Source organism: Methylomonas albis, from assembly GCF_014850955.1.
Classification (GTDB): domain Bacteria; phylum Pseudomonadota; class Gammaproteobacteria; order Methylococcales; family Methylomonadaceae; genus Methylomonas; species Methylomonas albis.
Map to the genome: position 1 here is coordinate 182,722 of NZ_JACXSS010000001.1, position 26,178 is coordinate 208,899.

30 protein-coding genes and 1 riboswitch are annotated in these 26,178 nt (G+C 51.4%); of the genes, 19 read left to right on the forward strand and 11 right to left on the reverse strand.

The window, feature by feature from the left end; all coding sequences use genetic code 11:
• Positions 1 to 44: 44 nt before the first annotated feature.
• The 3 genes from EBA_RS00755 to EBA_RS00765 are packed head-to-tail and all read right to left on the reverse strand — an operon-like array spanning position 45 to position 1,135.
• A complete protein-coding gene (locus tag EBA_RS00755) occupies positions 45 to 431 on the reverse strand; it encodes a hypothetical protein (RefSeq protein ID WP_192372323.1) in 387 nt (128 codons plus the stop codon).
• A gap of 59 nt (positions 432 to 490) precedes the next feature.
• Positions 491 to 955 (reverse strand): RDD family protein, encoded by a 465-nt coding sequence (locus EBA_RS00760; RefSeq protein WP_192372325.1) that lies wholly within the window; start codon positions 953 to 955, stop codon positions 491 to 493.
• A complete protein-coding gene (locus tag EBA_RS00765; protein ID WP_192372327.1) occupies positions 956 to 1,135 on the reverse strand; it encodes a hypothetical protein in 180 nt (59 codons plus the stop codon).
• Between the two features lie 325 nt (positions 1,136 to 1,460).
• On the opposite strand from EBA_RS00765, the gene pcnB reads away from it, so the two are divergent.
• From pcnB to panD, 5 genes are all read left to right on the forward strand, one after another.
• Positions 1,461 to 2,771: a polynucleotide adenylyltransferase PcnB gene (pcnB, locus tag EBA_RS00770; RefSeq protein ID WP_192372329.1), complete on the forward strand. Its 1,311-nt coding sequence runs from the start codon at positions 1,461 to 1,463 to the stop codon at positions 2,769 to 2,771.
• Positions 2,758 to 3,261, forward strand: a complete 504-nt coding sequence (gene folK, locus EBA_RS00775) for a 2-amino-4-hydroxy-6-hydroxymethyldihydropteridine diphosphokinase (RefSeq protein WP_192372331.1) — start codon at positions 2,758 to 2,760, stop codon at positions 3,259 to 3,261. Before pcnB ends, folK begins: the two co-directional genes overlap by 14 nt.
• Positions 3,258 to 4,067 (forward strand): 3-methyl-2-oxobutanoate hydroxymethyltransferase, encoded by an 810-nt coding sequence (gene panB, locus EBA_RS00780; protein WP_192372333.1) that lies wholly within the window; start codon positions 3,258 to 3,260, stop codon positions 4,065 to 4,067. Before folK ends, panB begins: the two co-directional genes overlap by 4 nt.
• 4 nt (positions 4,068 to 4,071) lie before the next feature.
• The gene (gene panC / locus EBA_RS00785; RefSeq protein WP_192372335.1) at positions 4,072 to 4,923 is read left to right on the forward strand and encodes a pantoate--beta-alanine ligase; all 852 of its coding nucleotides are present in this window, start codon (positions 4,072 to 4,074) and stop codon (positions 4,921 to 4,923) included.
• A 99-nt stretch (positions 4,924 to 5,022) separates the two neighbouring features.
• Positions 5,023 to 5,403: an aspartate 1-decarboxylase gene (panD, locus tag EBA_RS00790; protein ID WP_192372337.1), complete on the forward strand. Its 381-nt coding sequence runs from the start codon at positions 5,023 to 5,025 to the stop codon at positions 5,401 to 5,403.
• 50 nt (positions 5,404 to 5,453) lie between these two features.
• On the opposite strand, the gene fliW is transcribed toward panD, so the two are convergent.
• Complete coding sequence (fliW, locus tag EBA_RS00795) at positions 5,454 to 5,912, reverse strand: flagellar assembly protein FliW (protein ID WP_192372339.1); 459 nt, start codon at positions 5,910 to 5,912, stop codon at positions 5,454 to 5,456.
• Positions 5,913 to 6,051: 139 nt separating this feature from the next.
• Positions 6,052 to 6,269, forward strand: a riboswitch (cobalamin riboswitch).
• A gap of 119 nt (positions 6,270 to 6,388) precedes the next feature.
• Between fliW and EBA_RS00800 the strand changes: the two genes are divergently transcribed.
• From EBA_RS00800 to cobD, 4 genes are all read left to right on the forward strand, one after another.
• Positions 6,389 to 8,212, forward strand: a complete 1,824-nt coding sequence (locus tag EBA_RS00800) for a TonB-dependent receptor domain-containing protein (RefSeq protein ID WP_192372342.1) — start codon at positions 6,389 to 6,391, stop codon at positions 8,210 to 8,212.
• Positions 8,213 to 8,231: 19 nt separating this feature from the next.
• On the forward strand, positions 8,232 to 8,807 hold the full coding sequence (locus EBA_RS00805; protein ID WP_192372344.1) for a hypothetical protein: 576 nt from the start codon (positions 8,232 to 8,234) through the stop codon (positions 8,805 to 8,807).
• A 119-nt stretch (positions 8,808 to 8,926) separates the two neighbouring features.
• Positions 8,927 to 9,844 carry an adenosylcobinamide-phosphate synthase CbiB gene (gene cbiB / locus EBA_RS00810; protein WP_192372346.1) on the forward strand — a complete coding sequence of 306 codons (918 nt, stop codon included), beginning with the start codon at positions 8,927 to 8,929 and terminating at the stop codon, positions 9,842 to 9,844.
• On the forward strand, positions 9,837 to 10,856 hold the full coding sequence (gene cobD / locus EBA_RS00815; RefSeq protein WP_192372348.1) for a threonine-phosphate decarboxylase CobD: 1,020 nt from the start codon (positions 9,837 to 9,839) through the stop codon (positions 10,854 to 10,856). Before cbiB ends, cobD begins: the two co-directional genes overlap by 8 nt.
• Here the strand turns inward: cobD and EBA_RS00820 are convergent.
• Positions 10,827 to 11,537, reverse strand: a complete 711-nt coding sequence (locus EBA_RS00820) for a hypothetical protein (RefSeq protein WP_192372350.1) — start codon at positions 11,535 to 11,537, stop codon at positions 10,827 to 10,829. The two genes, cobD and EBA_RS00820, sit on opposite strands and share 30 nt — an antisense overlap.
• A gap of 220 nt (positions 11,538 to 11,757) precedes the next feature.
• Positions 11,758 to 12,552, reverse strand: a complete 795-nt coding sequence (locus tag EBA_RS00825; RefSeq protein WP_192372352.1) for an RMD1 family protein — start codon at positions 12,550 to 12,552, stop codon at positions 11,758 to 11,760.
• A 107-nt stretch (positions 12,553 to 12,659) separates the two neighbouring features.
• Here EBA_RS00825 and aroG point away from each other — a divergent pair, with 107 nt between their 5' ends.
• The 6 genes from aroG (at position 12,660) to trmB (ending at position 17,110) form a co-directional block, all read left to right on the forward strand.
• The gene (gene aroG / locus EBA_RS00830) at positions 12,660 to 13,739 is read left to right on the forward strand and encodes a 3-deoxy-7-phosphoheptulonate synthase AroG (protein ID WP_192372354.1); all 1,080 of its coding nucleotides are present in this window, start codon (positions 12,660 to 12,662) and stop codon (positions 13,737 to 13,739) included.
• A gap of 3 nt (positions 13,740 to 13,742) precedes the next feature.
• A complete protein-coding gene (gene thiS / locus EBA_RS00835; protein WP_192372356.1) occupies positions 13,743 to 14,720 on the forward strand; it encodes a sulfur carrier protein ThiS in 978 nt (325 codons plus the stop codon).
• A 292-nt stretch (positions 14,721 to 15,012) separates the two neighbouring features.
• Positions 15,013 to 15,213 carry a (2Fe-2S)-binding protein gene (locus EBA_RS00840; protein WP_192372358.1) on the forward strand — a complete coding sequence of 67 codons (201 nt, stop codon included), beginning with the start codon at positions 15,013 to 15,015 and terminating at the stop codon, positions 15,211 to 15,213.
• Positions 15,214 to 15,217: 4 nt separating this feature from the next.
• On the forward strand, positions 15,218 to 15,541 hold the full coding sequence (locus tag EBA_RS00845; RefSeq protein ID WP_192372360.1) for a hypothetical protein: 324 nt from the start codon (positions 15,218 to 15,220) through the stop codon (positions 15,539 to 15,541).
• Between the two features lie 170 nt (positions 15,542 to 15,711).
• Positions 15,712 to 16,230: a hypothetical protein gene (locus EBA_RS00850; protein WP_192372361.1), complete on the forward strand. Its 519-nt coding sequence runs from the start codon at positions 15,712 to 15,714 to the stop codon at positions 16,228 to 16,230.
• Between the two features lie 190 nt (positions 16,231 to 16,420).
• On the forward strand, positions 16,421 to 17,110 hold the full coding sequence (gene trmB, locus EBA_RS00855) for a tRNA (guanosine(46)-N7)-methyltransferase TrmB (protein WP_192372362.1): 690 nt from the start codon (positions 16,421 to 16,423) through the stop codon (positions 17,108 to 17,110).
• A 73-nt stretch (positions 17,111 to 17,183) separates the two neighbouring features.
• Here the strand turns inward: trmB and EBA_RS00860 are convergent, their stop codons facing one another.
• The 3 genes from EBA_RS00860 to EBA_RS00870 are packed head-to-tail and all read right to left on the reverse strand — an operon-like array spanning position 17,184 to position 19,862.
• Positions 17,184 to 17,738, reverse strand: a complete 555-nt coding sequence (locus EBA_RS00860) for a DUF2058 domain-containing protein (protein ID WP_192372363.1) — start codon at positions 17,736 to 17,738, stop codon at positions 17,184 to 17,186.
• Between the two features lie 54 nt (positions 17,739 to 17,792).
• Entirely contained in the window at positions 17,793 to 19,004 is a 1,212-nt protein-coding gene (locus EBA_RS00865; RefSeq protein ID WP_225615814.1) for a hypothetical protein, read from the reverse strand.
• A gap of 12 nt (positions 19,005 to 19,016) precedes the next feature.
• Entirely contained in the window at positions 19,017 to 19,862 is an 846-nt protein-coding gene (locus EBA_RS00870) for an outer membrane protein assembly factor BamD (protein WP_192372365.1), read from the reverse strand.
• Positions 19,863 to 19,945: 83 nt separating this feature from the next.
• On the opposite strand from EBA_RS00870, the gene rluD reads away from it, so the two are divergent.
• The 3 genes from rluD to EBA_RS00885 are packed head-to-tail and all read left to right on the forward strand — an operon-like array spanning position 19,946 to position 22,479.
• Positions 19,946 to 20,896, forward strand: coding sequence for a 23S rRNA pseudouridine(1911/1915/1917) synthase RluD (gene rluD / locus EBA_RS00875; protein ID WP_192372366.1), 951 nt, complete (start codon positions 19,946 to 19,948; stop codon positions 20,894 to 20,896).
• On the forward strand, positions 20,877 to 21,602 hold the full coding sequence (pgeF, locus tag EBA_RS00880; RefSeq protein WP_192372367.1) for a peptidoglycan editing factor PgeF: 726 nt from the start codon (positions 20,877 to 20,879) through the stop codon (positions 21,600 to 21,602). Before rluD ends, pgeF begins: the two co-directional genes overlap by 20 nt.
• Before the next feature lies 1 nt (position 21,603).
• Entirely contained in the window at positions 21,604 to 22,479 is an 876-nt protein-coding gene (locus EBA_RS00885; RefSeq protein WP_192372368.1) for a ZIP family metal transporter, read from the forward strand.
• A gap of 68 nt (positions 22,480 to 22,547) precedes the next feature.
• On the opposite strand, the gene EBA_RS00890 is transcribed toward EBA_RS00885, so the two are convergent.
• Together EBA_RS00890 and EBA_RS24505 are read right to left on the reverse strand one after the other, a co-directional pair.
• Positions 22,548 to 23,015 (reverse strand): hypothetical protein, encoded by a 468-nt coding sequence (locus EBA_RS00890; protein ID WP_192372369.1) that lies wholly within the window; start codon positions 23,013 to 23,015, stop codon positions 22,548 to 22,550.
• A 445-nt stretch (positions 23,016 to 23,460) separates the two neighbouring features.
• Positions 23,461 to 23,583, reverse strand: a complete 123-nt coding sequence (locus EBA_RS24505) for a hypothetical protein (RefSeq protein ID WP_267873563.1) — start codon at positions 23,581 to 23,583, stop codon at positions 23,461 to 23,463.
• A 511-nt stretch (positions 23,584 to 24,094) separates the two neighbouring features.
• On the opposite strand from EBA_RS24505, the gene EBA_RS00895 reads away from it, so the two are divergent.
• A complete protein-coding gene (locus EBA_RS00895) occupies positions 24,095 to 25,990 on the forward strand; it encodes a transketolase C-terminal domain-containing protein (protein WP_192372370.1) in 1,896 nt (631 codons plus the stop codon).
• The last annotated feature ends 188 nt before the right edge of the window (positions 25,991 to 26,178 follow it).

The following is a 26,178-nucleotide window of genomic DNA, read 5'->3' on the forward strand; positions in this document are numbered from 1 at the left end:
CAATGCCTTGAATTTACTACTGTCAGCCGAGGTGATGACGGGTGTTATTTACGCGTCATGAACAGATAGAGAAATTTACATTTCAAAACGATATTTTTATCGTCCATTTCCACGACAGAACAATCTTCGTATTTTTCCCGGCCGGGGGTGATTTGTTTTTTGATGACGCCGTCGGCCACGCTATATTTGATCGGGATAGTCATTTCGCCAATGCCGCTCCGGGCATCTTCGCCGGTGGTTACCAAGGTGCCGTCCTTTTGAAACTCCCAAGTGACATGCAGGGGTTTCTTTTCGCGATCAAGCGCCAGAGCTTCGTGAGTAACCTGCCATTTGCCCAGCAGCTTGGAATTGTCCTGCAGCTTAACGTCAGCACTGGCTGTAGACGTCGCAAATGCTGCAAGCAGGGATAAAAGCATTATTATTGTTTTCATTGTATGCTCCCGGATGAGAGATTAATCGAGCGGCGAATATAGCATATCCGCTTTTACTGTCAGCGCTTTTCTTCCTGAAAAACCAGCCGAGTTTTTGATAGATAATCGTGCCAGCATTGGCCGTTTTTATCGAATAGACACCAGAAAAATCCCAGGCCCAGGCAGGCCCAAGATAGCAAGCCGCCAACGAAGCGGATGCCGGCTTGTCGCCAATCCAAGGCGTGACCCTCCGGAGTGCATACTTTTATTTTCCAGGCGCGCAAGCCCAGGGTTTGGCCGCCGTGGGTCCAAAACCAGCCGTAAAACACAAAGCTGATGCTCAGCAGATACAGTGGATAAAACAGCTGATCACTGGCGAATGCCTGGCCTGCATTGAACGGCAGAGCAATTGCCGTGGCTAAAAACCATACCGCCACCAGTAAGAAGGCGTCGTAACAAGCAGCCGCCAGGCGACGCAAAAAACCCGGCGGGGACGGTGAATCCGCGCCGGGTTTTGGGATGTTTACTTTAGCGGTTTGTCGCAATTATTTTTCGAAAATCGCCAGTTTTTGCCCCATATACATGCTCATGCCGACCAGAGCCCCGATCATGACAATGGAAAACAAGAAGGGCGGTCTATGGAAAACCAATATAGCGAAATCGGTGATGAATAGACTAGCAAATATAGGTTGGTCTACAAAACCCAGTAAAATTTTTTTAAACATGCGCTTCACTCTCCGATATAAATTCCCCGTCACCTGTTTAAGGGCGACAAAGTACAGCCATTTTTATGTTATTACACCAAATATTCGGCGAATGGCGAAATTCTACATTTAACGCAAGGGAATGTAAAAGAATGTGCTTGATTGAGCTTAAATCTGGCGAGGTGTTATGATAAGCGCGCCAGGTTGTTTGCGCCCGAAGCCTCGAAAAATCTGGCAAACGTCATTTATATTAAGGGATAAAGTCATTTTTAGTTTCTTCAAAAAAATCTTTTCACCGGTTGAGCAGGTTGCCGATCAAGTCAATGAATCGGCAGGGGCTAGTGCTGTGAAGATTTATTCGCGCTCAGAGCACTGCATTTCTCGTGCGCAAATCAGTGAAAATGCCCTGAAAGTGTTGCAGCGCTTGAAAAAAGCCGATTACGAAGTCTATTTGGTGGGAGGCTGCGTCAGGGATTTGCTATTGGGACGGGAGCCTAAAGATTTCGATGTGGCGACTAACGCCAGTCCGGAACAAATTAAGCAAGTATTTCGTAATTGCCGGATTATCGGCAGGCGCTTTCGGCTGGCGCATGTGTTTTTTGGGCGCGAGATCATCGAGGTGGCAACCTTTCGCGGCTCCGAGCCGGAAGAGTCCGATCAGCAAGTCGTGCATGAAGACGGTCGCTTACTGCGCGATAACGTGTTCGGCACGCTAGAACAAGATGTCTGGCGCCGAGATTTCACCGTCAACGCGCTGTATTACAACATCCGCGATTTTTCCGTGGTCGATTATACCGGCGGCATGCAGGACCATGCGGCCGCGGTGATACGGCTGATCGGCGATCCGGAAGTGCGCTATCGGGAAGACCCGGTGCGGATGCTGCGCGCCATCCGGTTTGCGGTGAAGCTGGGCTTTACCCTGCACCCCGATACCGAAAAACCGATTTACGCGCAAGCTGATCTGCTAAAGAGCATCCCCTCGGCACGCCTTTACGATGAAGTCATCAAGTTGTTTTTGTCCGGTTACGGCCTGCAAACCTTCGAAATGCTCAGACATTACGGCTTATTTGCGATTTTGTTTCCGGATTCCGACCGCTGTCTGGCCAGCGAAGACCACGATTTTCCGCGCCTGTTTTTGATCAGGGCTTTGGAAAACTCCGATACCCGCTTTAACGACGGCAAAACCCTGACACCTTATTTTTTACTGGCGGCCTTATTGTGGGAGCCGTTGCAATTGGCCGCGCAAAAACGCATCAGCCACGGTGAAAACGAAACACTGGCCTATCAAAACGCCGCCAACGAAGTGCTGACCAGACAGATCAAAATTACCGCGCTACCGCGGCATATTACGCAATCTATGCGCGAAGTTTGGTTCTTACAGAATAAGTTTTCCAGAACGGTTGGACCTCGGCCTTACCGGTTGCTGGAGCAGCCAAAATTTAGAGCGGCTTACGATTTTTTACGGCTGCGTGCGGAAACCGGCGGTGCCGATCCTGAGCTGGTCGAGTGGTGGACAGGTTTTCAAGAAGCCGACGAAGTGGAGCGTGAAAAAATGACCGCGCCGCCCAAATCCGGCAACGGCAAATCCCGTAATCGCAAAACCGGTCGTTACCGTTCTCGAGCTAAACCGGCTTCCATCGGCAATGATTCCCCCTAAAGAAGGTGTCGAGGCCTATATAGGCTTGGGCAGCAATCTCGAAGACTCTGTCGGTCATGTCAGTCGGGCCAGAGCGGAAATCGCGGCCTTGCCGGGCGTTGCCGAAATTGGCTTTTCACCCTTGTATCGCAGTGTCCCGGTCGGCCCGCAAGATCAACCCGATTACGTGAATGCGGTGCTGCGAATTTCGACCGAGTTGGAACCTTTGGTTTTGCTCAGACAGTTACAGCAAATCGAAAACCAGCATGGTCGGCTGCGCAGTGTGCGTTGGGGAGCCAGAACCCTGGATTTGGATGTATTGCTTTACGCGCAACAGAGCATTAACGAACCGGACCTGATTGTGCCGCATCCCGAGTTGGCCAAGCGCGCGTTTGTGTTATACCCATTGGCCGATGTGTCTAGCAGTGACCTAATGATTCCGGGTCTGGATTCGTTATCGCAGCTATTGGCAGCTTGCCCAGCCGACGGTTTGCGGAAAATAGCTTCATGAGTCTATACGCGGATGGCTTAAAGGCCCTGACTATCAGCGATCTGGCAGCGATGAAACGGTCCGGCGAAAAAATCAGCTGCCTAACGGCTTACGACGCCAGTTTCAGCGCGTTGCTGGACCGGGCCGGTATTGATGTGTTGCTAATCGGCGATTCGCTGGGCATGGTGATTCAAGGGCACAGCAGTACCCTGCCGGTCACGGTGGGCGATATGGTGTATCACAGCCGTAATGTGGCAATGGCCAGAAAGCGAGCTTTCGTGATTACCGATTTGCCGTTTGCCAGCTACGCTACGCCCGAACAGGCTTTGGCTAATGCAGCAAGCTTGATGGCGGTTGGTGGTGCGCAAATGGTCAAGCTGGAAGGTGCCAAAATCGATGTCATCGGCTTTTTGGTCGAACAAGGTATTCCGGTCTGCGGTCATCTGGGTCTGTTGCCGCAATCGGTGAATCGCTTGGGCGGCTATAAGGTGCAAGGGCGGGAAGAGCAGCAAGCTCGGCAAATCGTGGCGGATGCCGAAAAAATCGAACAAGCGGGTGCCGGCCTGTTAGTGCTGGAATGCGTACCTGCGCAACTGGCCGCCGAAATAAGTCAGCGCCTGAGTATTCCGACCATCGGCATCGGCGCCGGCGTCGATTGCGATGGTCAGGTATTGGTGTTGTATGACATGTTGAATATCAGCACCGGCAAGCGGCCACGTTTTTCCAAAGACTTTATGGCCGATGCCTCCAGCATAGAAGAGGCGGTACGGCATTATCATCAAGCGGTTAAATCCGCGCAGTTTCCAGCTTCCGAACACAGTTATTAGGCGTATGCAGATAGTCACCAGCGTGGTCGCATTGAGAGAAGCAACCCGACAATGGCGGCAAGCCGGGCACAGCGTCGGTTTTGTGCCAACCATGGGCAATCTGCATGCAGGCCATATAAAACTGGTCAGTACTGCCAAGCAACAGGCCGATAAGGTGGTGGCCAGTATTTTCGTCAACCCCACCCAATTTGGTCCGAACGAAGATTTTGCCAGTTACCCGCGCACCGAACAGCAGGATCAGGAAAAGCTGTTAGCCAGCGGCGCCGATTTGCTGTTCTTGCCTGCGGTGACGGAAATGTATCCGCACGTCGCGCAAACTAACATCTCGGTCGCAGCCTTGTCGAGCCTGCATTGCGGGGCCAGTCGGCCCGGGCATTTCGACGGCGTGGCATTGGTGGTTTGCAAGCTATTGAATATGGTTCAGCCCGATCTGCTACTGCTGGGAGAGAAGGATTTTCAACAGCTGACGCTGATTCGGCAAATGGTGGCGGATCTAAATATCCCTGTTACGGTTCAGGGCGTGGCAACGGTTCGGGAAGACGATGGCTTAGCGATGAGTTCGCGCAATGGCTATCTGTCCGAGCAGCAAAGACTGCAAGCCCCTATGCTTTATCAGGCATTGTGCGCGGCGCGCGATGAGATTTTGGCCGGGCACGACGATTATCTGGCAGTGGCGGGGCGGCAGCGACAGGATTTGCAGCAAGCCGGTTTTGCGGTCGACTATTTCAGTATCTGTCGTAGCCAGGATTTATTGCCCGCTGGCTCTAGCGATCCTAGTCTGCTGATTTTGGCTGCCGCCAAGCTAGGCAACACGCGCCTGATTGATAACCTCTACTTTTCTAAATCTAGCATCTGACGGTGCTGGTTTTCCGGCCTATAAAAGCTAATGCTTAAATTTGATAGCAGGGTCAATTTCAGGCATAATCGCCGGCCCTAGTATTCGACCTTGTTTACCATGAACATAAACATGCTTAAAGCTAAGTTACACCGTGCGCGGGTAACGCATTCCGAGCTGGATTACGAAGGATCGTGTGCTATTGACGGCAAGATTTTGGATTTTTCAGGGATTCTGGAATACGAGCAAATCCATATTTACAACATTAACAACGGTCAGCGCTTTACCACGTATGCGATTCGTGCCGAAGAAGGTTCCGGCGTGTTTTCGATCAACGGCGCAGCTGCAAGGCTGGCTTGCCCTGGCGACTTGATTATCGTCTGCGCGTTCGCTAGCCTAGATGAGAAGGAACTGAAGAATTACAAGCCGACTTTGGTGTATTTCGACGGCAACAACCACATTAGCCATTCCAGTCATTCCATTCCTGTTCAGGCTGCCTGATTTCAACAGCCGCCGGTGACCAGCAGTCATCGGCGCTTGTTTGCAATTTTTTACGCTTCCGATACGTCGATTTCGCTGATTTTTTCAGTCAGTGTGATGCTTTGTTCGATCGCTACCAGTACTTTTTGTATGCCGATGCGCTTGTTAGCGTTGATTAATATTGGTGATTTGATCGAGCCTTTGATGGTCGGTTTGCCGTTATCCTGCTCGTTGTCCTTGTGCAGCAGAATCAAAATCACCAAGTCGTCACCCGGCTCTATTTGCAAGATCGTTTCTTCGGGATCGGTTACCGTAAAATTGTAATTGATGTTGAAATTGGCCGGATGTGCAGCGGAAAAGGTGAGTTCCGCGTTATCGACCGATTGCAGCCAATAGACGATTTCGCTACCTTCCTGATGAAATAACTTAAAGCGGGTCTGATCCTCGAAGCCAGGTAGGCCGCGCGGAAAATTAATGATGGTGTCCGGATTGATTTCTTGGTTGCCTAACAATTTCGATTGAATTTCCATAATCCCGCCCGTGTTTGTCTAAATATTAAGTTAACAGCATTAATCAATGCACCAATGTATAGCACGGAAAGGGGTATTTGCAATGCTGATTGTCCGTAACTAAGCAGGTATTCTTGCTATATCTTGCCCGACTACATACAATTGCGCCCTTCTTTCAGGTGCTTGTGCCGTTTCTCGGCCAAGCTCAAACAGGAAGTCGGTGCGTCGGTATTTAACCGCCCATGCCGACGCTGCCCCCGCAACGGTAGATAAGTAAAGATCCACGTTTTTGCCACTGTGCGCTTTGCATGGGAAGGTCGTAGATCAGGTGTCAAGCCACTTATAAGCCCGGAGACTGGCCCGGAAGATCATTCGAGACAGCGGAGGGCTGTTGACGGAATGGTCTGAGTCCATGCCTAGCCTGCCTCCGTCTTTTTCGTTTACCGTTTTTCCTCTGTCCTTTTTTACCCGGATGCGCGGCGGGCGCAGAGGACAATATGCAATCAATTTTATACAGGTCTTTATTTCTGGCGAGTGCGCCTTTCACTGCGCTGGCGGCGAATGGCGACGAGACGGTCAACCTTGCGGAAACAGTCGTGACGGCTACCCGAACCGAAACCCGGCAGAACGAGTTGGCAACGGCCATGACGGTTTATACGCGTCAGGACATAGAAAAACTTCAGGTCAGAACCCTTCCCGAGTTACTGAAAGGCACTCCGGGTGTTGATATGGTGCAGAGCGGCGGTTACGGCAAGGATACCAATGTCTATCTGCGTGGCACCAATTCAGACCATGTACTGGTGCTGATAGACGGCATCAAGGCTGGTTCGGTTACCACGGGCACCAGCGCCTTTCAGTTTATTCCTATCGATCAAGTCGAGCGAGTGGAAATTACCCGTGGCCCTCAGTCAAGTTTGTATGGCTCGGAAGCGATTGGCGGGGTAATTCAAATATTTACCCGCAAGGGTGGTAAAAGCGAACGGCCGAACATCGCGCTGGAAGCCGGCGGCGGTTCTTACGACACTTATAACGGCTCCGCGGCCATCAACGGCAAATGGGGTAAAGCCTGGTATAACTTGAGTGCTGCGCAATTCGGTAGCCAGGGGATAAATGCTCTGAGCGGCGTTAGTGTAGCGAATGGCTACAATCCGGACCGCGACGGCTATAACAACACCAGTCTGAATGCAAAAACGGGTTACCGCTTCGACAACGGCGCGGAACTGGAAGCGTTTTTCCTACGGGCCGAAGGCGAAACCGAGATCGATAACGTCACCAGCAGCAGCACGGAGTTTGTCAATCAAACGCTGGGTGCCACAGCTAGTGCTAATTTCAGTGACATGTGGCGATCCATATTACGTGTTGGACAAAGCGTTGATGATGCCGATCAATTTCGGCATAACGGTTCGTTCGCCAGCCGCTTTAATACCACGCGTTGGAACGCCAGCTGGCTAAATGAATTGGCCTTGCATAAGAATCACCAGTTGACGTTCGGTACCGATTACCGTTTTGACGAAATCGACAGCACAACGCGCTATGCGGAGAACTCCCGTTACGATGTGGGCGCATTCGCCGAACTACATAGCCGGATTTTCGATAAGCACTTTCTGAATGCTTCCTTGCGTTGGGACGAAAACCAGGCTTTCGGCGATAGTGTCACCGGCAATTTCGGTTGGCGGTTTAATTGGGATTACGGCCTTAGCGCCTTTGCCAGTTTCGGTAATGCCTTTAAGGCGCCAACATTTAACCAGCTATACTTTCCGGGTTTTGGTAATGCCGGATTACGGCCGGAAAAGTCCACCAGTTTCGAAGCCGGTTTTGCCGGACGCCACAGTTGGGCAAATTGGGAGCTACGCGGCTATCACACCAATATCGAGGATTTGATTGTGTTCAGCGGGACGCCGTTTACGGCCAGAAATATTGGCAAAGCGCAGATAGACGGCATAGAAGCGGAAATATCCACGCAAATTTTCGGCTGGAACAACAAATTGGGTATGAGCCTGATGACGCCAAAGGATAGACAGACCAATCTGCGCCTGCCGCGCCGGGTCACCGAAACGCTGTCCTATGATATTTCCCGCTCGTTCGGCGACTTTGATCTGGGTGCGGCGGTATTGGTTCAGGGCGAGCGATTCGACGACGCCGCGAACCGAGTCCGCCTGGGCAGCTTCATGACCGCCGATCTGCGCACCGCTTATCGCATCGACAAAAATTGGATGTTAAGCGCCAAACTGAATAATATGTTCGATAAACGCTATCAAACAGTTAACACCTATAACAGCTTCGGCAGAAATTTCTATTTTTCGATCCATTACAATTACTAAACCTTTTCTGGAGAACCCTATGAGTCTGAATCAAACCTTGACTGTCAAACCCGGCGCGGTTGCGCTGATGGCGTTGATGGCCGCCACCCGTTTTCACCATTTCGGCACGCCGTTCGCATTGCCGGACGCTTCATTGGCGGTGTTTTTTTTCGCCGGCTTGTGGCTGGGCGGACGCTATTTGTTCGCCTTGTTGCTAGCAGAAGCCGGCTTGATTGATTACCTGGCGATCACCAAACTCGGCGTCAGCGATTTTTGTGTGTCCAAAGCCTATGTGTTTCTGATCGGTTCATACGGCGCGATGTGGTTGGGCGGCAAATGGTGCCGACAATTCGCTGTGTTATCGGTGGCAACCGCCGCGCAACGTCTGGCGGTTCTGGTAGCAGCTACATCCATCGCGTTTTTGTTTTCCAACGGCAGCTTCTACTGGTTGTCCGGCCGCTATCCGAACGGCTCATTCGCCCAATATTTTGAGCGCGTTGCGATGTATTACCCGCCTTACCTGACATCGACCTTGATCTATGGCGTGGTTATTTTTGCTCTGGTCAGTGCAGTAAAAGCCTTGCTGGCCGCCAAAGCCACCCACGAAGCTATCTAAGCAATTCCGCCAAACCCGGCGGGGCGATGAAAGTCGTCCCCGCTGATTGGAGTTGTGTCACCTTTGTTGCCCCTTTCCTTTCTGCTAGTTTTGATATACCTGTTTATCCACCGTAAATCATGATTCTCACCATCAGCATTTTGTTGGCCGTAGCCATCGATTTTTGGCTGGGCGAGCCACGCAACGCGTATCATCCGCTAGTGATGTTCGGTAAATGGGTCACTGCTGTCGAAAAGCGGCTGTTAAACAGCCGGCAATCGGCTTTTCGTCAGCGACTGACGGGTTGTGTGGCAGTGTTGATAGTCTTGTCGCCGTGTGTCCTGTATTTGCTGGTGCTGCGCAGTTGGCCGCCGCTGCAAACTGCTGTCGATATATTGGTTTTGTATTTTTGTATCGCTGCCCGCAGCTTGCAACAACATGCGCTAGCCGTTCTTTCGGCCTTGTTGGATAGCGACTTGCCGTTAGCGCGGCAACAGGTTGGCAGAATCGTTAGCCGTCAGACTGAGGCCATGACGGAGGCCGACGTGCGGAGGGCTGCCATAGAGTCTGTGTTGGAAAACGGTGCCGATGCGGTATTTGCGCCCTTGTTCTGGTTCGTCGTATTGGGGCCGTTCGGCGCCTTGCTCTACCGCTTTAGTAATACCCTGGATGCCATGTGGGGCTACAAAAATCAACGATATTTATACTTCGGCTGGGCCGCTGCCCGCTTCGACGATCTGCTGAACTGGCTGCCGGCACGCTTGACGGCATTGAGTTATGCCTTGCTGGGTAACACCGCGCAGGCCATCAAGGCCTGGCGAACTCAAGCGCATTTGCTCGATAGCCCTAACGCCGGGCCGGTGATGACCGCTGGCGGCGGCGCCCTGTTGTTACTTCTGGGTGGGCCGGCTTGTTATCACGGCCAAATAAAACCAAAACCCTGGTTTGGCGGCCAACAACTGCCTGAAAATGACGATATTAATCGCGCCTGCAAACTGATGTACCGAACTCTACTGTTATGGCTGATCGTAATCGGCCTGGGAGATGCGCTTGCTTGAGCATGGCGGACGCTTGCGGCAAGCCGCAAGCCAATATGGCATTGCTTTAGCCGACTGGGTGGATTTATCCACGGGTATTAATCCCAACGGCTGGCCGGTGCCTGCCATTCCCGCAGCATGCTGGCAACGTCTGCCGGAAGATGATGACGAGCTATTGCTGGCAGCGCGAACTTATTACCAAAACGATTCAATACTGGCGGTGGCCGGCTCACAAGCCGCAATTCAAACCTTGCCCTTGCTGCGTTCCTCATCAAGGGTAGGCCTGCTGCATCCGGCGTATGCCGAGCATGCCGGCAGTTGGCAAAAAGCCGGGCATCAAATTATCAAGATCGAAGCGGATGCGATAGATGATCGTCTGGATGACATAGATGTTCTGATTCTGGTCAACCCCAATAATCCCACTGGGCGATTATGGACTCGGCCGCAGCTATTGAGTTGGCATGAAAAACTTAGCCGGCGCGGCGGCTGGTTATTGATCGACGAAGCGTTTATGGACAGCCTGCCCGGCGAATACAGTCTATCGCCATTACCAGTGCGGCCTGGTCTGATCGTATTGCGGTCCGTGGGTAAGTTTTTTGGCTTGGCTGGAATCCGTTGCGGCTTCGTGATCGCCAAGTCGGACTTGTTGTCGAAACTTACCGAGCTTCTAGGGCCTTGGGCTATCAGTCATCCTGGTCGCTATGTTGCGGCGCTGGCATTGGCTGATCAAGGCTGGCAGATTGCCAATGCCGCAGCACTAACGATGCAAGGCCAGCGCCTGCGGCAGCTATTGACCGATTATGGTTGGCCGCCCAGCGGAGGATGCGATTTGTTTCAATGGGTGAAATGTGAGCAGGCCGATAACCTGCACGATCTATTGGCTAGGCAGGGTATTCTGACCCGATTGTTTCAGGAGCCGGCTAGTCTACGTTTTGGTTTGCCGAAAGACGAGTCGGCCTGGCAACGATTGGCGCAGGCGCTGACTCATCCTGACATTAAGCGTTTATGCTTGTTTACGGAACCGCAAGCCTAATCCGGCGATAACGCTGCCAAACAACCATGCGGCGCCAGGCAGAGGGACGGGAGTAAATACCTGTGTATCGACAATGTCGCTAGCCGTAATAATGCCCGCGCCATGATAATCGTCTGCGTCGCCTAATTTTCGGTTAACTTCAAAAACAAAATATTTTGGGTCAGGTAATCCAAATAGACTTTGGAGATTGGGGGGGTTAAGGTTAGTGCCGCTCAGTAATGTCTGGTCAAAAAAGCCTGTTACCGAAAATTCCGTACCGGATACCAAGCCATTTTCATCGTATATATTATTTGAGGATTCCATGCTGAGCGTTAGTAAATCATAAACGCCGGCCGTCACGTGGCCGGTAAAGCCGTGGCTTGCTATCAGGTCATCAGTTGTGCCGGTGGCGTTATCGACAATATTTAGTACAACATTATTGTTGTCGATAGTGAGAGCCTGGCTATTAGCTACTATCGACAGGGGAGCACTCAAGGAGTAACTCAAGCGCAAGCTGGCGGGGTCGCTGGCTGTAGCCGGAAAAAAATCGCTGGAATCCGGTGACAAGGCATCAAAGGTTAGTTGGCCCGAAAAGCTGCCGGTAGTGAAATTGACGAAATCGCCTGAAAAAGTAAATTCAAGAGCCGCATGCGCGCTAGCCGAATATAAAAACGTCGCAAATAAGGCAGATAGTATTTTCATGGTTTGTCCTTAAAGTAAATTTAGTGATATGACTTCAACTTAGACTTAACAGCAAGGCTAAGTTGAAATGCAGGGGAATACCAATATTTTTGTGAGCGAGTTCAATCTCTGGTCCGATTATGGCCGCAGCCGGTCGATACCGTCAACCCTTGATTTTCCTGGGCAAGTGCTCGATTGCTACTGACGAGGTGCCGAATCGGGGAGATGCGAGTTGGGCTTACTAAAAAAGTTTATCCAAAATCGACATCACGATTTCTACCGCAATCAGCCAGATGATGATCCACTCCAAGGCCGAGGAATGCTGGTGCTTTTGTTCGTCGGCCAACATTTCCAGCAGCTCGTGTATGGTCTCAAGCTTTTTTGACAATACGTCGGTGCGTTGCTGAATTTCCAGGTAATTGGCGGCCATCGAGTAAATATGCTGATATTCCGGGTGTTCCCAGAAAAATTCCGGCGTATCCAGTAAGTCGTAATTGAGGATGATGTCGCTTTTGGTCAGAAACAACTGGCCGCGGATCATCGCCATGGTTTTGCGATTGAGCTTGATTTTACCTTCCCGCGCCAGCGATTGCGGTAAATGGCTGGTGGCGCGGATGGTATCGATAGCATGGCCTTCGAATGCCGCCAGTTTGATCGATTGCGCCATCGCATGCGACAGCGCCAGCAGCACTTTGAAATCGGCGGACTGCAGCTCTAGGTGATCGTGTTGAAACCTATCTTGCTCGCAGCCCACTTCATAGCTGAAATTATCTTCCTGCGGTTCGGCGTCGGGTTTGATTGCATAATCCAGCAACAAATCCTGCAAGGAGCGCCGGTCGTCGAGATTCAGGTTCCAGCACACCATCACCCCATAGGCAAACACAATCGCGCAGCCGGTTTTATAATCGATAACCATCGCGTTTCTGAACAGTTGTGCGCGGGTGGTATCCAGCAGTTTTTCCCGCAATTGCGCGAATTCGAACGATTGTGCCAGGCACACCGTCAGGCAGCGTTTAATCGGTCTATCGTCTGTCATGTCCGGGTTTTCTCAAGTCGGTTTCGGCATTAGTTTGTAACACCGACACGGCAAAACGGTTAAAATAGTCAATTAATCCTTCTATTGAAAGCGTATTGCTGAGTGTCATGCCAACTAACTATAACACCGATGATTTAAGAATTTGTGAAACCAAGGACGTGGTAGCGCCGATTCAAGTTCATGAAGAAATTCCGATGACCGAGCAGGCCGCCGCCACCATTCTGCATACGCGGGCGGCGATTCACAACATTCTCACCGGTGCCGACGATAGATTGCTGGTGATTATCGGTCCTTGCTCCATCCACGACCCGGCAGCGGCAGTGGAATATGCCGGACGCTTGAAACTCATCATGGACGAGTTACAAAATGATTTGGTGATAGTGATGCGGGTTTACTTCGAAAAGCCGCGCACCACGGTAGGCTGGAAAGGCTTGATCAACGATCCGGACCTCAATTCCAGCTTCAACATCAACAAAGGCCTGCGCATGGCTCGGCAGTTATTGTCGGATGTGAATAACCTCGGTGTGCCGGCTGCTACCGAATATCTGGACTTGATTACGCCGCAATATGTCTCGGACTTGATTTCCTGGGGCGCCATCGGCGCCCGCACCACCGAAAGCCAGGTACATCGGGAATTGGCGTCCGGATTATCCTGCCCGGTCGGCTTTAAAAACGCCACCGACGGCGGTATTAAGATCGCCATCGACGCCATCAATGCTGCAATGAGTCCGCATCACTTTTTGTCCTTGACCAAGGAAGGCCGTTCGGCGATTTTCTCGACGCGCGGTAACGAAGATGCGCATATCATCTTGCGCGGCGGCAACAATAGACCGAATTATGACGAAGTCAGCGTCGAGCAAGTGGCCGAAGGCTTGGTTGATGCAGGCCTTCGCCCCAATATCATGGTCGATTTCAGTCACGCCAACAGTTCCAAAAAATACGAACGGCAAATGCTGGTTGCACAAGATGTGGCCGGGCAAATCAGACAAGGCGACAAACGTATCATCGGCGCGATGGTGGAAAGTCATCTGGTCGGTGGTCGTCAGGATGTCGAGGAAGGCAAACCGCTGACTTACGGGCAAAGCATTACCGACGCCTGCTTGTGCTGGGAAGACAGCGCGGAATTGTTACATCATCTGGCTAGTGCGGTACAACGCCGCCGCGCCGCGACTACACACAAGGTTTAAAGCATGAAAATACAGGTCAATGGCGACAATCGCGAAGTCGGCGAGAACGCTACCGTTGCCGACATAATTGCCGATTTGGGTTTGACCGGCAAACGCATCGCCGTGGAATTGAACAAGGAAATTTTGCCGTTCACCCAACACGCCAGCCAACGTTTACAAAACGACGACCGCTTGGAAATCGTGCAAGCCATCGGCGGCGGGCAGGACGATTATTTCACGCTGGCCGGTAAGCAATATCGCTCTCGGCTGTTGGTGGGCTCCGGCAAATACAAGGATCTGGAAGAAACCCGTTTGGCCACCGAAGCTAGCGGCGCCGAGATTATCACGGTGGCTATTCGCCGAACCAATATCGGCCAGAACCCTGGTGAACCCAATTTGCTGGACGTAATCTCGCCCGATAAATACACCATCCTGCCCAACACCGCCGGCTGCTATACGGCCGAAGACGCGGTGCGCACTTGCCGCTTGGCCCGTGAATTATTGGGCGGGCATAAATTGGTCAAACTGGAAGTGCTGGCCGATCAGCTGACCTTGTTTCCGGACGTTGCCCAAAGTTATATTGCCGCCGAATTGCTGGTCAAAGACGGCTTCGATGTGATGGTTTACACCAACGACGACCCGATTGCGGCTAAACGCTTGGAAGAAATCGGCTGCATCGCTGTGATGCCATTGGCCGCACCTATCGGTTCCGGCTTGGGCATCCGTAATCCGTACAATATCCTGACCATCGTCGAAAACGCCAAAGTACCTATTTTGGTCGATGCCGGTGTCGGCACCGCTTCCGACGCAGCGATGGCGATGGAACTGGGCTGCGACGGCGTGTTAATGAACACAGCCATTGCCGCCGCAAGAAACCCGGTGTTGATGGCCTCGGCGATGAAAAAAGGCATCGAAGCCGGCCGCGAAGCATTTTTGGCCGGACGCATGCCGCGCAAACGCTTTGCCTCGGCGTCTTCGCCGATTGATGGGTTGTTTTTGTAACGGAGAGTCCGTGGAAATATCAGAACGCTTAGTAATAAAACTTCTGATTTTAGCGATTACTCTTGGGGTCTATTTTTTATTAAAAACTATAATCCCCAATTTAGAATTCGAGAGTTTGCACAAGAAAGTAATACTGATAGTTGCAGTAACTTCAATTGGATTTTTTATCTTTGTAACTTTTAAATACGGAATGTAGGTTGGGTTAGCCTGGTAGGGCGTGACCCAACGAATGGCCAACGTGCCGGGTTACGCACCGTTAACACGATCATCTGATACGCTTAAACCTTTCATTATGAACGCCACGAAGCTTGACACCGAAAACGAAGTAATTTGCTACTGCAGCGGCACCACCGGGCAGCAAATCAAACAACTACTCGACGAGGGAGTCACCGATCCGGAAAGAATCTCCCGTATCACCGGCACTGCGTCCGGCTGCGGCGGCTGCGAATTCGAATTTCAGCAACTCATATCCGAGCACGGTCAAAAAGCTTAAGACAATGGCCTGCTGCGACGATCCCACCGAGCCGAAAAAACTCGACCGCCGGGAATTGATCCGGCTCCAGGAACAATATGGCGAATTGGTTCGCGACCTGTTCACCGACGATCCCGAAAATGTCATCCTCAATCTGCTAAACGACGCCAGCGCTTATTTGACGGAACTGGCGGCGCTGAATGCCCATCACGCGTCGGTCAGACTGCGAGCGATTGGTTTATTGGAAAAATCCAGTGTTTCGGTGTTGCAGCGAATCTTGGAAAAGGAGCCGGATTCCGCCTTTGGTTTGGCCGCAACCGCCAGACTGACCAAGCTCCGGACCAGCTAGCGGTTAAATCCGCACAGACTGCTTGATAGTTGATGTATCTCAGCTACATTTTGGAAGCTTGTCAAAACAAGACCGGTAGAAGGTGTGTTTGCGCGGCCATTGCTGGCTACATCTGCATGCTTACAAAATCGGTAGACTTTTCCTCTCGTCAAAGCCCCAAGGATTTCATCATGAATTTATCGACATTTACGATCGCGGCGTTAGTGCTGTTGGTTTCCGCAAACTCAAATGCGGGCGATTACGTTTGCAAGACAATCAACGGCGTCATACAGCCTTTCGCGGCCGATCCGGACTGTAATATTCTGCGATTCAAGGATAGGCATTTTCCCGATGCCACTTTTCTAGGCCCCTTGCCAGCCGAGGCTCCGCCTGTCTGTTTTGCCGGTAGCTTAACGGCCACGCTAGGCAAGCAACAACTGACCGGTACCGCGTTTTCCGGGGTAATCGCCAACGGTGTAGGCCAATTAACGGCAGTATCGGCGATCAAACTGAGCGCGGGCTCTGTAGAGTTGGGTCGGATTTTCACCAAGGATCTGATTTTTAATCCTGATGCGGCGACGACCGAAATGCTGACGGTGGTCGCCGGCAGTAAAGTCTTCAAAGGCAGTCACGGGCAATTTGAGATAACCGGCAATATCACATATCAAACGGCGACACTCACTGGGCAACTGTGTATAGAAAATGATTGAGCCGTCGTTTTCGGGTTTGTATGGCGTTGTCAGTCAGGACTTCTAGATCATTGAGGGGTCTCAATCGAGATTGAGACCCCTTACCGGATCGTTAGCCTGTCGATAATAACTAAGCTGATATACTCGCTACCCAAGACCGGTCTTGTTGCCAATTTCGTTGAGCATTACCCGAGTAACCCTCGCTATTTCCATGACTGAACCGCAAAAAATTGATCCAGCCCGCATCAAAAGCTTTATCCGCCGCCAAGGTCGTGCCACCGCCGGTCAGAAACTGGCGCTGGAGAGTCACTGGGATAAATATTGTCTGTCCCCGCAAGCCAACTTTGATGCCGAGCAGGCTTTCGGTCGGCAAGCGCCGCTGATCGTTGAAATCGGTTTTGGCAACGGCGACAGTTTGGCGGCGATGGCAGAGGCGAATCCGGATTTGAACTATTTAGGTATCGAAGTGCATCGGCCCGGCGTCGGCCATTTGATGATGTTGCTGGAGCAACGCGGCATTAACAATGTGCGGATTTATCATCACGATGCCATCGAGATTCTGGAACAGAAAATTGCCGACTACAGTCTGGCCGGCGTGCATCTGTTTTTCCCCGATCCCTGGCAAAAGCGTCGTCACCACAAGCGCCGTATCGTTCGCCCCAGTTTCGTGGAATTGCTGAACAAGAAACTGCAGACCGGCGGCTACTTCCATGCGGCTACCGATTGGGAACATTACGCCCACGATATGTTGGGAATATTGTCGGCTGGCGCCGGTTTGCAAAACAGCAGCCTCAGCAACGACTTCTGCGAGCGTCCAACTTATCGGCCCTTAACCAAGTTTGAAAACCGCGGTTTGGGCTTGGGTCACGGGGTTTGGGATTTGATTTTTCGGAAGGTTTAAGCCGATCGAGAGTCTATAACACATTCGCTGAGTGGAGTCGAAGCGCGCGCCGGCTCCGCTCAGCCAACGGTTTTCACCACATCAAATCATCCGGAATTTGAAACGCCGCATACGGATCGTCGGCGGCCGCCACATCCTGGGTGGCTTCATTCAACACCACTATAACGGCGGCGTCCCGCTCATGTACTTTTCGGGCGACTTCTGCCGGTACGATTTGGTAATGACTATCTACTTTGGCGATACCAGCCCGGCCATTGATTAATGCCACCCGTACTTTTTCCGCCACGTATAAGGTTTTGACCTTGTTGTCATCGGTGAAGTTATAAGCCACGCCGTTAGGATCCTGGGCGATACGGTTCATTTCGACGATTTGTTTGATCTGTGCGACCAGGGCTTTCTGTTCCTCGGCCAATTTGTGTTGCCGATTCAATTCGCGGTCGCGTTCCACTTGTTGTTGGCGCAGTTGCTCGGCGCTGAGTTTGATCTCGTCGATGATCTCGACGCCGGTATTGCGTTCCAACTTGGTTTGTTTGCGTTTCTCGGCTTTGACTTGTTTCAGCTTGGCATCGTTGCTCAAGCCGGATTTAAGCAGTTGCTCTTGCAGTGATAAGGTTTGCGGTTTTTTCATGGCTAGACAGCGGTTTATCGACGTTAAAATTCGCGGTCAGCATAGCACAAAGTTTTATTGGCCCAGCATCTTGCCGGTGGCGTACTGCCACCAGCTTAGTGGTCTGGTCAAAGGTGCGGCGCAGCGGTCGTAACCTTGATATTCGATGCCGCGAAAAATGTCTTCGCGCAACCACTGGTAAGCCGCCGGCGCGCTGTGCTGCAGGCGCTCCGGGATCAAGATGTATTGGGCCACCAACTCGGCCAGCTTTTCCTGGCTGGTGCCGTCGTAACGGCCTTCGTTAACTTCGCCCAGATATTCGAAGGCCTCAAACCATTTCGACGGCCACAGCGCCAACTTGGCCTCGGCGATGATTTTCATGATGTCTGCGTCGTTGGAAATCTTGTGGTATTTATAAAAAAAATACAGATCGTCCTGACCGTTCCAGAAATGGAAGTTATCGATGGTATGGGCGATCTCGTGGACGACGATAGGCAGCCTAAAATCCACCAGATATTGCACGCCGATGTCGCGATAAGTGCCGCCTTCCTTGCCTTTGTCGAAGGCTTTGACGGTAAACACAATCAGGTTTTGGCCGCTGAATACTTGGGCGACGGTCTGCGAGCGAAAACCGATGCCCGGCACCAGCGTCAACGGATGAGTATGATCTTGCCAGATGCTGTTTTTGTAATCTTCCTGAAATGCGTCGCGAATCAGCTCTTGCATCACAGTCGGCTTGTCGGCAATTTCCTGTTCCAGATTATCTACCGGCTTGGCTTTGCTGATGCTTTGCCTTAAAAAAGCCGGGATTTTGCGGATGGCTTTTTCGAACAGGCGCAGATGATCGGCGTTGAAGCGCTTTACTTCGTAGCGGTAATCCTCGCTGTGTTTGATGACGGTTTTGGTGTCATAGAACAAGGCCAGCGCCCGCCAGGCGGCCTCACGGTCATCCCAATACTTTTCAAGTACACAGAGTTCGCCGGCGATATTGTCGGCGCAGGACTCGCGGTAATCGGCTAAGTCGTCGAGATAATCCTGGTTTTTATGATCGGTCAGCACCGCCACCGCTTGTTTGCGCAAGTCCGGATGGCCCACTTCGTAAAAACGGATGATGTCGGCTAGTGCGGCGGTGGGGGTAAAGTTTTGCTGGCTGGTTGCGCAGACCAGCTCCGTGTTCTGCGACAGCGTGAAAAAGCGGTTTTGAAACAGCGGCGCCGGTTCAGCTGCGTGAACAGCGCCAATATTTAACAGCAGCCAGCCTAAGCAAGCAGGCCGCAAAAAAGTCAAACGGCGCAAGCCTTATTTATCCAGGCCCATGGCGTCCCAGACTTTTTGGATGGCGCCTTCGTCTTTGTAGTTGGCTTGCGGCGCGCCGGCCGGGTAATTCAAAGTGTAAATCCGTTCGGCATCAGCGGCCAATTCGTCCATACCCAACTGCCGATAACCGTCCTGCATGATTTGCAGCGCAAACGGTACCGCCGGCGTGCGTTGGTATTCTTTAATGATGTAATTGGCGCGGTTAACAGCGGCGACATAGGCTTTACGGCGCATGTAAAAGTCGGCGACATGGACTTCGTACATCGCCATATTGTTGCGCAACGCGATCATCCGCAGTTTGGCGTCGGCGACATATTGGCTGTTGGGGTAGCGGCGGATCAATTCCTGGAAATTATCGTATGAGTCTTTGGCCGGACCGGGATCGCGTTGCGAAGAGTCGGTGGGCAAGAAGCGGTCGATAAAGCCGATGCCGCGGTTGTAATTGATCAGGCCTTTCAAATAATAGGCGTAATCGACGCTAGGGTTACGCGGGTGAATTTTGATGAAACGGTCGGCGGCAGCCAACGCTGCTTCCGGATCGTCGTTTTTGTAATAAGCGAAAGCAACGTTCAATTGCGCTTGGGCAGCGTAATCGCCAAACGGATACCGAGATTCCAACGCTTCGTAGAGGGTAACGGCTTTTTGGTAGTTTTTATTATCCAGCGCTTCCTTGGCTTTTTCATGAAACATCTTGTCATCCCAGCCGGCGTATTCTTCCTCCTTACTGGCGGAAGAATCCTTGCTCATGAAGGCTTCCAGGGTTTCGCAGCCTTGCAGCATCCAAGCCAGACTGGCGATAAAAACGGTTTTTACTAAAACTAATCGCATACGTTTATCAACACGTTGTAATATTGCGGGTTTTTTGCAGCTTTTGGCGGCGTTCTGACCGCGAGTATAACTTAAAAACGACTATGACGATATTGACGGCAAGGGTTCCAGAGGAACTGGCGGGTATGCGACTGGACCAATGTCTGGCCGAAGTGTTCCCCGATTATTCACGCAGCAAGCTGCAAACCTGGATCAAAGCCGGCCGGGTATTGGTGGACGGCGAAATCATGAAGGGCCGCGAAAAACTGGATGGCGGCGAGGAAATCGAGCTGGATGCCGAAGCCGAGCGCGTCATCGAATACGCACCGCAAGAAATCCCTCTGGACATCATTTACGAAGACGATTCCTTATTAATCGTCAACAAACCAGCCGGCTTGGTAGTGCATCCGGCAGTAGGCAACTGGGACGGCACGCTGGTGAATGCCTTGCTCAATCACGCCCCCAGCCTGGATACCCTGCCGCGCGCCGGCATCGTGCATCGCATCGATAAGGACACCAGCGGCTTGTTGATGGTGGCCAAAACTTTGCAGGCGCATAACAGTCTGGTCGAACAACTCCAGGAGCGCAGTATCCATCGCGAGTATTTGGCTCTGGTAAAGGGTTGGATGACCGCCGGCGGCACCGTCGACGAGCCAATAGGCCGCCATCCGGTGGACCGTAAACGCAACGCGGTGCGCCGCGATGGTAAGGAAGCGATTACCCACTACCGCCTCGAACAACGCTTCAAACGCCACACTCTGATTCGGGTCAAGCTGGAAACCGGCCGCACCCATCAAATTAGAGTGCATATGACCCACATCAATTATCCGCTGGTTGGCGATCAAGTTTACGGCGGCCGCTTCCAAATGCCAGCAGATTGCAACCCGGCGTTGGCCGAAGCCTTCCGTAATTTCAAACGTCAGGCCCTGCATGCGGCCAAACTGGGTCTGAAGCATCCGGAAACCGGTGAGTATTGCGAATGGGAGCAAACCATCCCCGAGGATATGCAAAACCTATTAAAACTACTGGGCGAAAATGAATTGGATCAAGCCTGATTGGCCGCTACCGGCGCATGTACATGCCGCCGTTACCCTGCGTACCGGCGGCGTCAGCGCCGGCGCTTACGCCAGTTTGAACCCGGCCAGCCACGTCAACGACGACCCACAGCACGTTAAAACTAACCGCTACATCATCAAAGACATGCTGCAACTGCCGTCCGAACCGATCTGGCTACAGCAAGTGCATGGGGTGCGGGTAGTGAATGCCGATGAAACCGAAAGTCTGGAAGAGGCCGACGCCAGCTTCGCCGATCAGCCCGGCACGGTTTGCGCGGTGCTGACTGCCGACTGTTTGCCGCTGCTGTTCTGTGGCGACAACGGCGAAGTAGTTGCCGCCGCTCACGCCGGCTGGCGTGGCTTGCAGGCCGGCATCATCGCCGAAACCCTGTATGCAATGAGCTGCCAAGATGTGCACGTCTGGCTGGGGCCGGCGATAGGGCCGGACAATTTCGAAGTTGGCGACGAAGTGAGGGAGGCTTTTATTAAGGACAACCCGATTGCCGCCGTGGCGTTTCGTGCTGGGCAGCCAGGTAAATGGCTGGCCGATATTTATCGGCTGGCACGAATTAAGCTGGCTGAACTGGGCGTCGAACAAGTCTATGGAGGCGGCTTGTGTACCGTTGCCGACCCACAACGCTTTTACTCGTACCGCCGCGACGGCGCGACCACTGGCCGCATGGCCAGTCTGATCTGGAGAGACTAATTTGACCGTATTATTGTCGATTATCCTGTTTACTGCGTTGGGCGGGGTGCTGAGCGTGCTGGCTGCCGCCGTGTTTTTACTGTTACCCGAGCACCAACAAAAACACGTTCTGCCGCATGGCATCAGCTTCGCGATAGGCGCTTTATTGACGGGCGCGTTTTGCGGCTTGATCCCGCATGCGTTCGAAGAAGTACCTGTCGAAGATATGTCTGCCCTCTCGGCGACGATTCTGGCCGGTATTCTGCTGTTTTTTGTATTGGAAAAACTGCTGGTCTGGCGGCATTGCCATTCCCACGCTTGCGAAGCTCACGGCGAAGAGTCGCATGACGACCATCAGCATAATCACGGTCATAACCATCCAGTGCAGCCAGTCGGCCACCGGCCGGCCGGCATGTTCATCATTTTGGGCGACAGTATCCATAACTTTGTCGATGGTGTGCTGATCGGCGCGGCGTTTTTGACTGACGTGCAATTGGGTATCGTCACCAGCTTGGCGGTGGCTGCGCACGAAATTCCACAAGAAGTCGGTGATTTCGCCATCCTACTGCATAGCGGTTACAAGCGCGGTGAAGCCTTGTTCTACAACATTCTTTCCAGTTTGAGCACGGTAGTTGGGGGTGTGTTGGCGTATTTCAGCTTGGGCGACCTGCATCACATCCTGCCCTACTTTTTAACTCTGGCCGCTTCCAGTTTTATCTACATTGCAGTTGCCGACTTGATCCCATCGTTACATCAGAAGACCGACATCAAAACTTCGTTGCAGCAGATTGGCTTTATTTTGGCAGGCGTGGTGTTGATTTTGGTGATGCAAGGGATAGCGCATCGGTTTGAGGGAAAGATTGAAGGGGAGAGAGTTGAGCAAACCGGCATTATTTGAACCCTAGCGCAGAGCCGCCGCGATTTTTACACGTGCGGGGTGAAATATAGGGACCGCATGCTCAAGCTTTATTGGCCATCATAAAAGTCATTCCGTAACCTGCGGCTAATTTGATAGATATTTTCGGTATCAAATACATTCGTGTAAGCGGCGGCCTCTCCAGCATGCTTAATATTGCAACGGCGCTCCCCTTTACGCTTTTCAAGTATGTCTGTCGATACCGGTTTTTGAGTTAAGCGTCTGTCGTTTTTGTCCGAACGAATAAAATATTCTCTAACTTCGACGATTTTGTTTTTGAAGCGCTTGCCATGCAGCCTTTCGATAACGCGCTTTCCGGCTTTTTCATCGTCAATAAAAATACGGCCATGGAACGACAGTACGTTGGTCTTGATATTTTTAAGACAAAAGATGTCGGTTTTTAGAATATTGCCCAGCCTGAAGGGCAATAATAGACAAAATTTAAGCGCAGGAGCAACGAAGTCTCCCAACTCGCTTTCTTGAGTAATCGACGGGATATTTTTAATAATCAATATCATAAAGACACTTTAACTGTACTGGGCGTATCCCAAGGCCATTTGCAGCAGCGCTTCGAAACTTCACGTTTGCTTGGCTTGCACTCGCTGTCGTTTAGGGAAGCACTGCCTAATAAATTTACACGTTGCGACGGGGGCGGGATTCATGAAAATCAAGATAGCGAACCGCCGCTCTCGTCGGTAAGTCGATTTAATCAACTATCGAAGCTACTTATATAGCGTCACCCAGCGGTTTTACTTTAGGTAACTTAAAACATAGCTCACGTTTCAGAGAAAACAACTACGGTGCCCAGTCTTACTTGCGGACCTTGCTTCGCGCCAAGCACACCGTTTCCAACATATACTGCAATTGCACGAAAACGTCGCGATTTAAACTGCCTCTGCTCGTTTGCTGAGAAATTAGTATTGGATGGACAATTTGGGCGTGGCCTTCGCGCTTTGACGTCACCTAGATAGGGTGGATTTCAAGGCTGTCGGCATCGCTCGTTTTATCAGGTGTTGCCGCTTCAAGTTCAAGCAACTTGAACAAGCTGTTGGCCATTGCTGTTATTTTGAGATTGTCTGTATTCATGTTAGCGAGCGTGGTCGGTATTTGCTCAGATTGGCTAATTGAGTTGATGAGAGCAGCCCTCGTAGCACGATTGAGCACACCGGTTTAAGCAAAAATCCCCAGCTTGTTCGGCCGTGCTGTGAAGAATAAAATATTTTTTTAGCGGTGAATATTTCCCTGCCAGAAGGAAAAAGTTGAATAACTAATTGATTTTCCATGGAACGTATTCTGCTGCTTCGAGCTTGCCCATCAAGGCCATCCGTTTCAATTTATATACAAAATTATGCGTATTTAATAAGTCTTGCAAAGCCCGTTTTAATGGGTGTAAGGTTCGATACAACGGCATAAAAAAATAAATATAAGACTACAAATAGCAACGGATTTTGTAAAAAAAGCTGCATTACTGTAGTTAATTAGCAACGGATATTTAATAGAGCTAAGTATTATTTTTTGCTTTGTGCCGCGTAAAAAATGACAGCGCAACAACTAATGCGCGTCTATAAAAATAATGTCCTCACCATGAGATTTAGTTATGTCCAAATTTCCAATCGATCTTGGCGCTTATCAGCGCATTGCTTTAAATCCAAATAATTCAACTTTAACCGCCGAAGAACGTGTCAGTCTAAAAGCCAATATCCAGCTTTGCCGCGATGCCATCGTGTTTTTCACGGCCACCGGCGCAGCGCGTGGCGTAGGCGGCCATACAGGCGGACCATACGATACGGTGCCCGAAGTGATGATCATGGATGCCTTATTCCGTGGTTCAGCGGATGGGTTCGTACCAATATTTTTTGACGAAGCCGGGCACCGGGTCGCGACTCAGTACCTGATGTCGACTTTAAACGGCGATTTGCCGGCAGAACGTCTGATGCAATACCGCGCCGCACATTCTCATTTGCCTGGCCATCCCGAGTTAGGCTTTACGCCAGGCGTAAAATTCAGCTCCGGCCGGTTGGGTCACATGTGGCCTTATGTCAACGGCGTAGCCATTGCCAATCCCGGTAAAACCGTATTCTGTCTGGGTTCCGATGGTTCGCAGCAGGAAGGTAACGATGCCGAAGCGGCTCGTCTTGCGGTAGCGCAAAACCTGAATGTGAAGCTGATTATCGATGACAACGACGTCACCATTGCCGGTCACCCGTCCCATTATCTGAAAGGCTGCAGTACCGCAGCAACCCTGGCAGGCCAAGGCGTCACCGTTTTGGAAGGTGATGGTGAAGACTTGGATGATCTGTATAAACGCATTATCACAGCCATTAATACTCCTGGACCGGTTGCAGTGATCAATCATCGTCCAATGTGTCCTGGTATCGTCGGTCTGGAAGGTTCAACCCATGGTCACGATGTGGTTTCCGTTAAAGTCGCTCTGGAATACCTGGAATCACATGGACAACAAGCTGCCGCTGATCATTTAAGAGAAGTCAAAGCGCCTAAAAATGATGCCGTTTTCCTGGGTTCCAGTGATAATTGGGATGCCAATCGCAACGTGTTCGGTGATGCCTGTGTCGACATACTTGGTCGCCTGAGCGAAGCTGAACGCGTTGAAAAAGTCCGCGTAGTCGATAGCGATCTGGAAGGCTCTTGTGGTCTGTTCAAAATTCATAAAGCCTTCCCGGAAGTGTTTATCTCCTCAGGGATTATGGAGCGCGGCAACTTCTCCGCTGCTGCAGGTTTTGGTATGGAAGCAGGCAAACAGGGCATTTTCGGTACTTTCAGCGCCTTCTTAGAGATGCTGATGTCAGAAATTACCATGGCTCGCTTGAACAAATCCAACGTGCTCAGCCATTTTTCCCACTCCGGGATTGATGATATGGCCGACAACACCTGTCACTTCGGTTTGAACAATATGTTTGCCGACAATGGCTTGAGCGATGCTTATGACACTAATCTGTATTTCCCGGCCGATCCGTTGCAAATGAAGGCTTGTTTGGAAACCGTCTTCTTCAACCCAGGTTTGCGTTTTGTGTTTTCAACGCGTTCCAAAGTACCAACCATTCTGGATAGCAACGGCAATGAGTTTTTTGGCGGCGATTACAAATTCGTCTCCGGTAAAGACGAAGTGATCCGTGAAGGCACCGCTGGTTATATCGTCAGCTTCGGTGAAGCACTATATCGTTCCTTGGATGCTGTCGAGCGCTTGAAACAACAAGGTGTTGATGTCGGTTTGATCAACAAACCAACGCTGAATGTCATCGATGAAGACATGCTGGCTAAAATCGGCAAGTCTCCAAAAGTGATGGTGGTGGAAGCCTTCAATCGGAAAACCGGCTTGGGTAGTCGCATGGGCTCTTGGCTATTGGAGCGCGGTTACGCGCCCAAATACTCCCATCTCGGTACATACAAAGAAGGTTGCGGTGGGCTATGGGAGCAATTCCCGCATCAAGGTATTGACCCAGCAGGCATCATGGCCAGCTTTTTAAAGGGTTAATCCTCCCCTCGACTTAGGGCGCAAGGACGCGCCCATATTTTTCGGCTGCGATTCTTCGTAACAATACTTTGTTCTCAAAGAGGCCTAGCCATGCCGAAATTTTTAAGTCTTAATAGCTCAATGCCGCGCCTGAGGCCCTTGCAGATCAAATAAAAAACTCTCAACCCGTGTTTCAAATTAATTACGAC

Excerpts from the sequence above, each read along its gene's own strand:
- EBA_RS00860 (WP_192372363.1), bottom strand. The coding sequence starts at position 17,738 with ATGAAAAAACCGCAAACCTTATCACTGCAAGAGCAACTGCTTAAATCC.
- pgeF (WP_192372367.1), top strand. The coding sequence starts at position 20,877 with ATGAATTGGATCAAGCCTGATTGGCCGCTACCGGCGCATGTACATGCC.
- EBA_RS00805 (WP_192372344.1), top strand. The coding sequence starts at position 8,232 with ATGAGTCTGAATCAAACCTTGACTGTCAAACCCGGCGCGGTTGCGCTG.
- EBA_RS00840 (WP_192372358.1), top strand. The coding sequence starts at position 15,013 with ATGAACGCCACGAAGCTTGACACCGAAAACGAAGTAATTTGCTACTGC.
- panB (WP_192372333.1), top strand. The coding sequence starts at position 3,258 with ATGAGTCTATACGCGGATGGCTTAAAGGCCCTGACTATCAGCGATCTG.
- EBA_RS00800 (WP_192372342.1), top strand. The coding sequence starts at position 6,389 with ATGCAATCAATTTTATACAGGTCTTTATTTCTGGCGAGTGCGCCTTTC.
- fliW (WP_192372339.1), bottom strand. The coding sequence starts at position 5,912 with ATGGAAATTCAATCGAAATTGTTAGGCAACCAAGAAATCAATCCGGAC.
- EBA_RS00765 (WP_192372327.1), bottom strand. The coding sequence starts at position 1,135 with ATGTTTAAAAAAATTTTACTGGGTTTTGTAGACCAACCTATATTTGCT.
- EBA_RS00895 (WP_192372370.1), top strand. The coding sequence starts at position 24,095 with ATGTCCAAATTTCCAATCGATCTTGGCGCTTATCAGCGCATTGCTTTA.
- EBA_RS00755 (WP_192372323.1), bottom strand. The coding sequence starts at position 431 with ATGAAAACAATAATAATGCTTTTATCCCTGCTTGCAGCATTTGCGACG.
- cbiB (WP_192372346.1), top strand. The coding sequence starts at position 8,927 with ATGATTCTCACCATCAGCATTTTGTTGGCCGTAGCCATCGATTTTTGG.
- EBA_RS00890 (WP_192372369.1), bottom strand. The coding sequence starts at position 23,015 with ATGATATTGATTATTAAAAATATCCCGTCGATTACTCAAGAAAGCGAG.
- panD (WP_192372337.1), top strand. The coding sequence starts at position 5,023 with ATGAACATAAACATGCTTAAAGCTAAGTTACACCGTGCGCGGGTAACG.
- EBA_RS24505 (WP_267873563.1), bottom strand. The coding sequence starts at position 23,583 with ATGAATACAGACAATCTCAAAATAACAGCAATGGCCAACAGCTTGTTC.
- EBA_RS00825 (WP_192372352.1), bottom strand. The coding sequence starts at position 12,552 with ATGACAGACGATAGACCGATTAAACGCTGCCTGACGGTGTGCCTGGCA.
- EBA_RS00820 (WP_192372350.1), bottom strand. The coding sequence starts at position 11,537 with ATGAAAATACTATCTGCCTTATTTGCGACGTTTTTATATTCGGCTAGC.
- panC (WP_192372335.1), top strand. The coding sequence starts at position 4,072 with ATGCAGATAGTCACCAGCGTGGTCGCATTGAGAGAAGCAACCCGACAA.
- EBA_RS00850 (WP_192372361.1), top strand. The coding sequence starts at position 15,712 with ATGAATTTATCGACATTTACGATCGCGGCGTTAGTGCTGTTGGTTTCC.
- thiS (WP_192372356.1), top strand. The coding sequence starts at position 13,743 with ATGAAAATACAGGTCAATGGCGACAATCGCGAAGTCGGCGAGAACGCT.
- rluD (WP_192372366.1), top strand. The coding sequence starts at position 19,946 with ATGACGATATTGACGGCAAGGGTTCCAGAGGAACTGGCGGGTATGCGA.
- aroG (WP_192372354.1), top strand. The coding sequence starts at position 12,660 with ATGCCAACTAACTATAACACCGATGATTTAAGAATTTGTGAAACCAAG.
- EBA_RS00845 (WP_192372360.1), top strand. The coding sequence starts at position 15,218 with ATGGCCTGCTGCGACGATCCCACCGAGCCGAAAAAACTCGACCGCCGG.
- trmB (WP_192372362.1), top strand. The coding sequence starts at position 16,421 with ATGACTGAACCGCAAAAAATTGATCCAGCCCGCATCAAAAGCTTTATC.
- EBA_RS00870 (WP_192372365.1), bottom strand. The coding sequence starts at position 19,862 with ATGCGATTAGTTTTAGTAAAAACCGTTTTTATCGCCAGTCTGGCTTGG.
- folK (WP_192372331.1), top strand. The coding sequence starts at position 2,758 with ATGATTCCCCCTAAAGAAGGTGTCGAGGCCTATATAGGCTTGGGCAGC.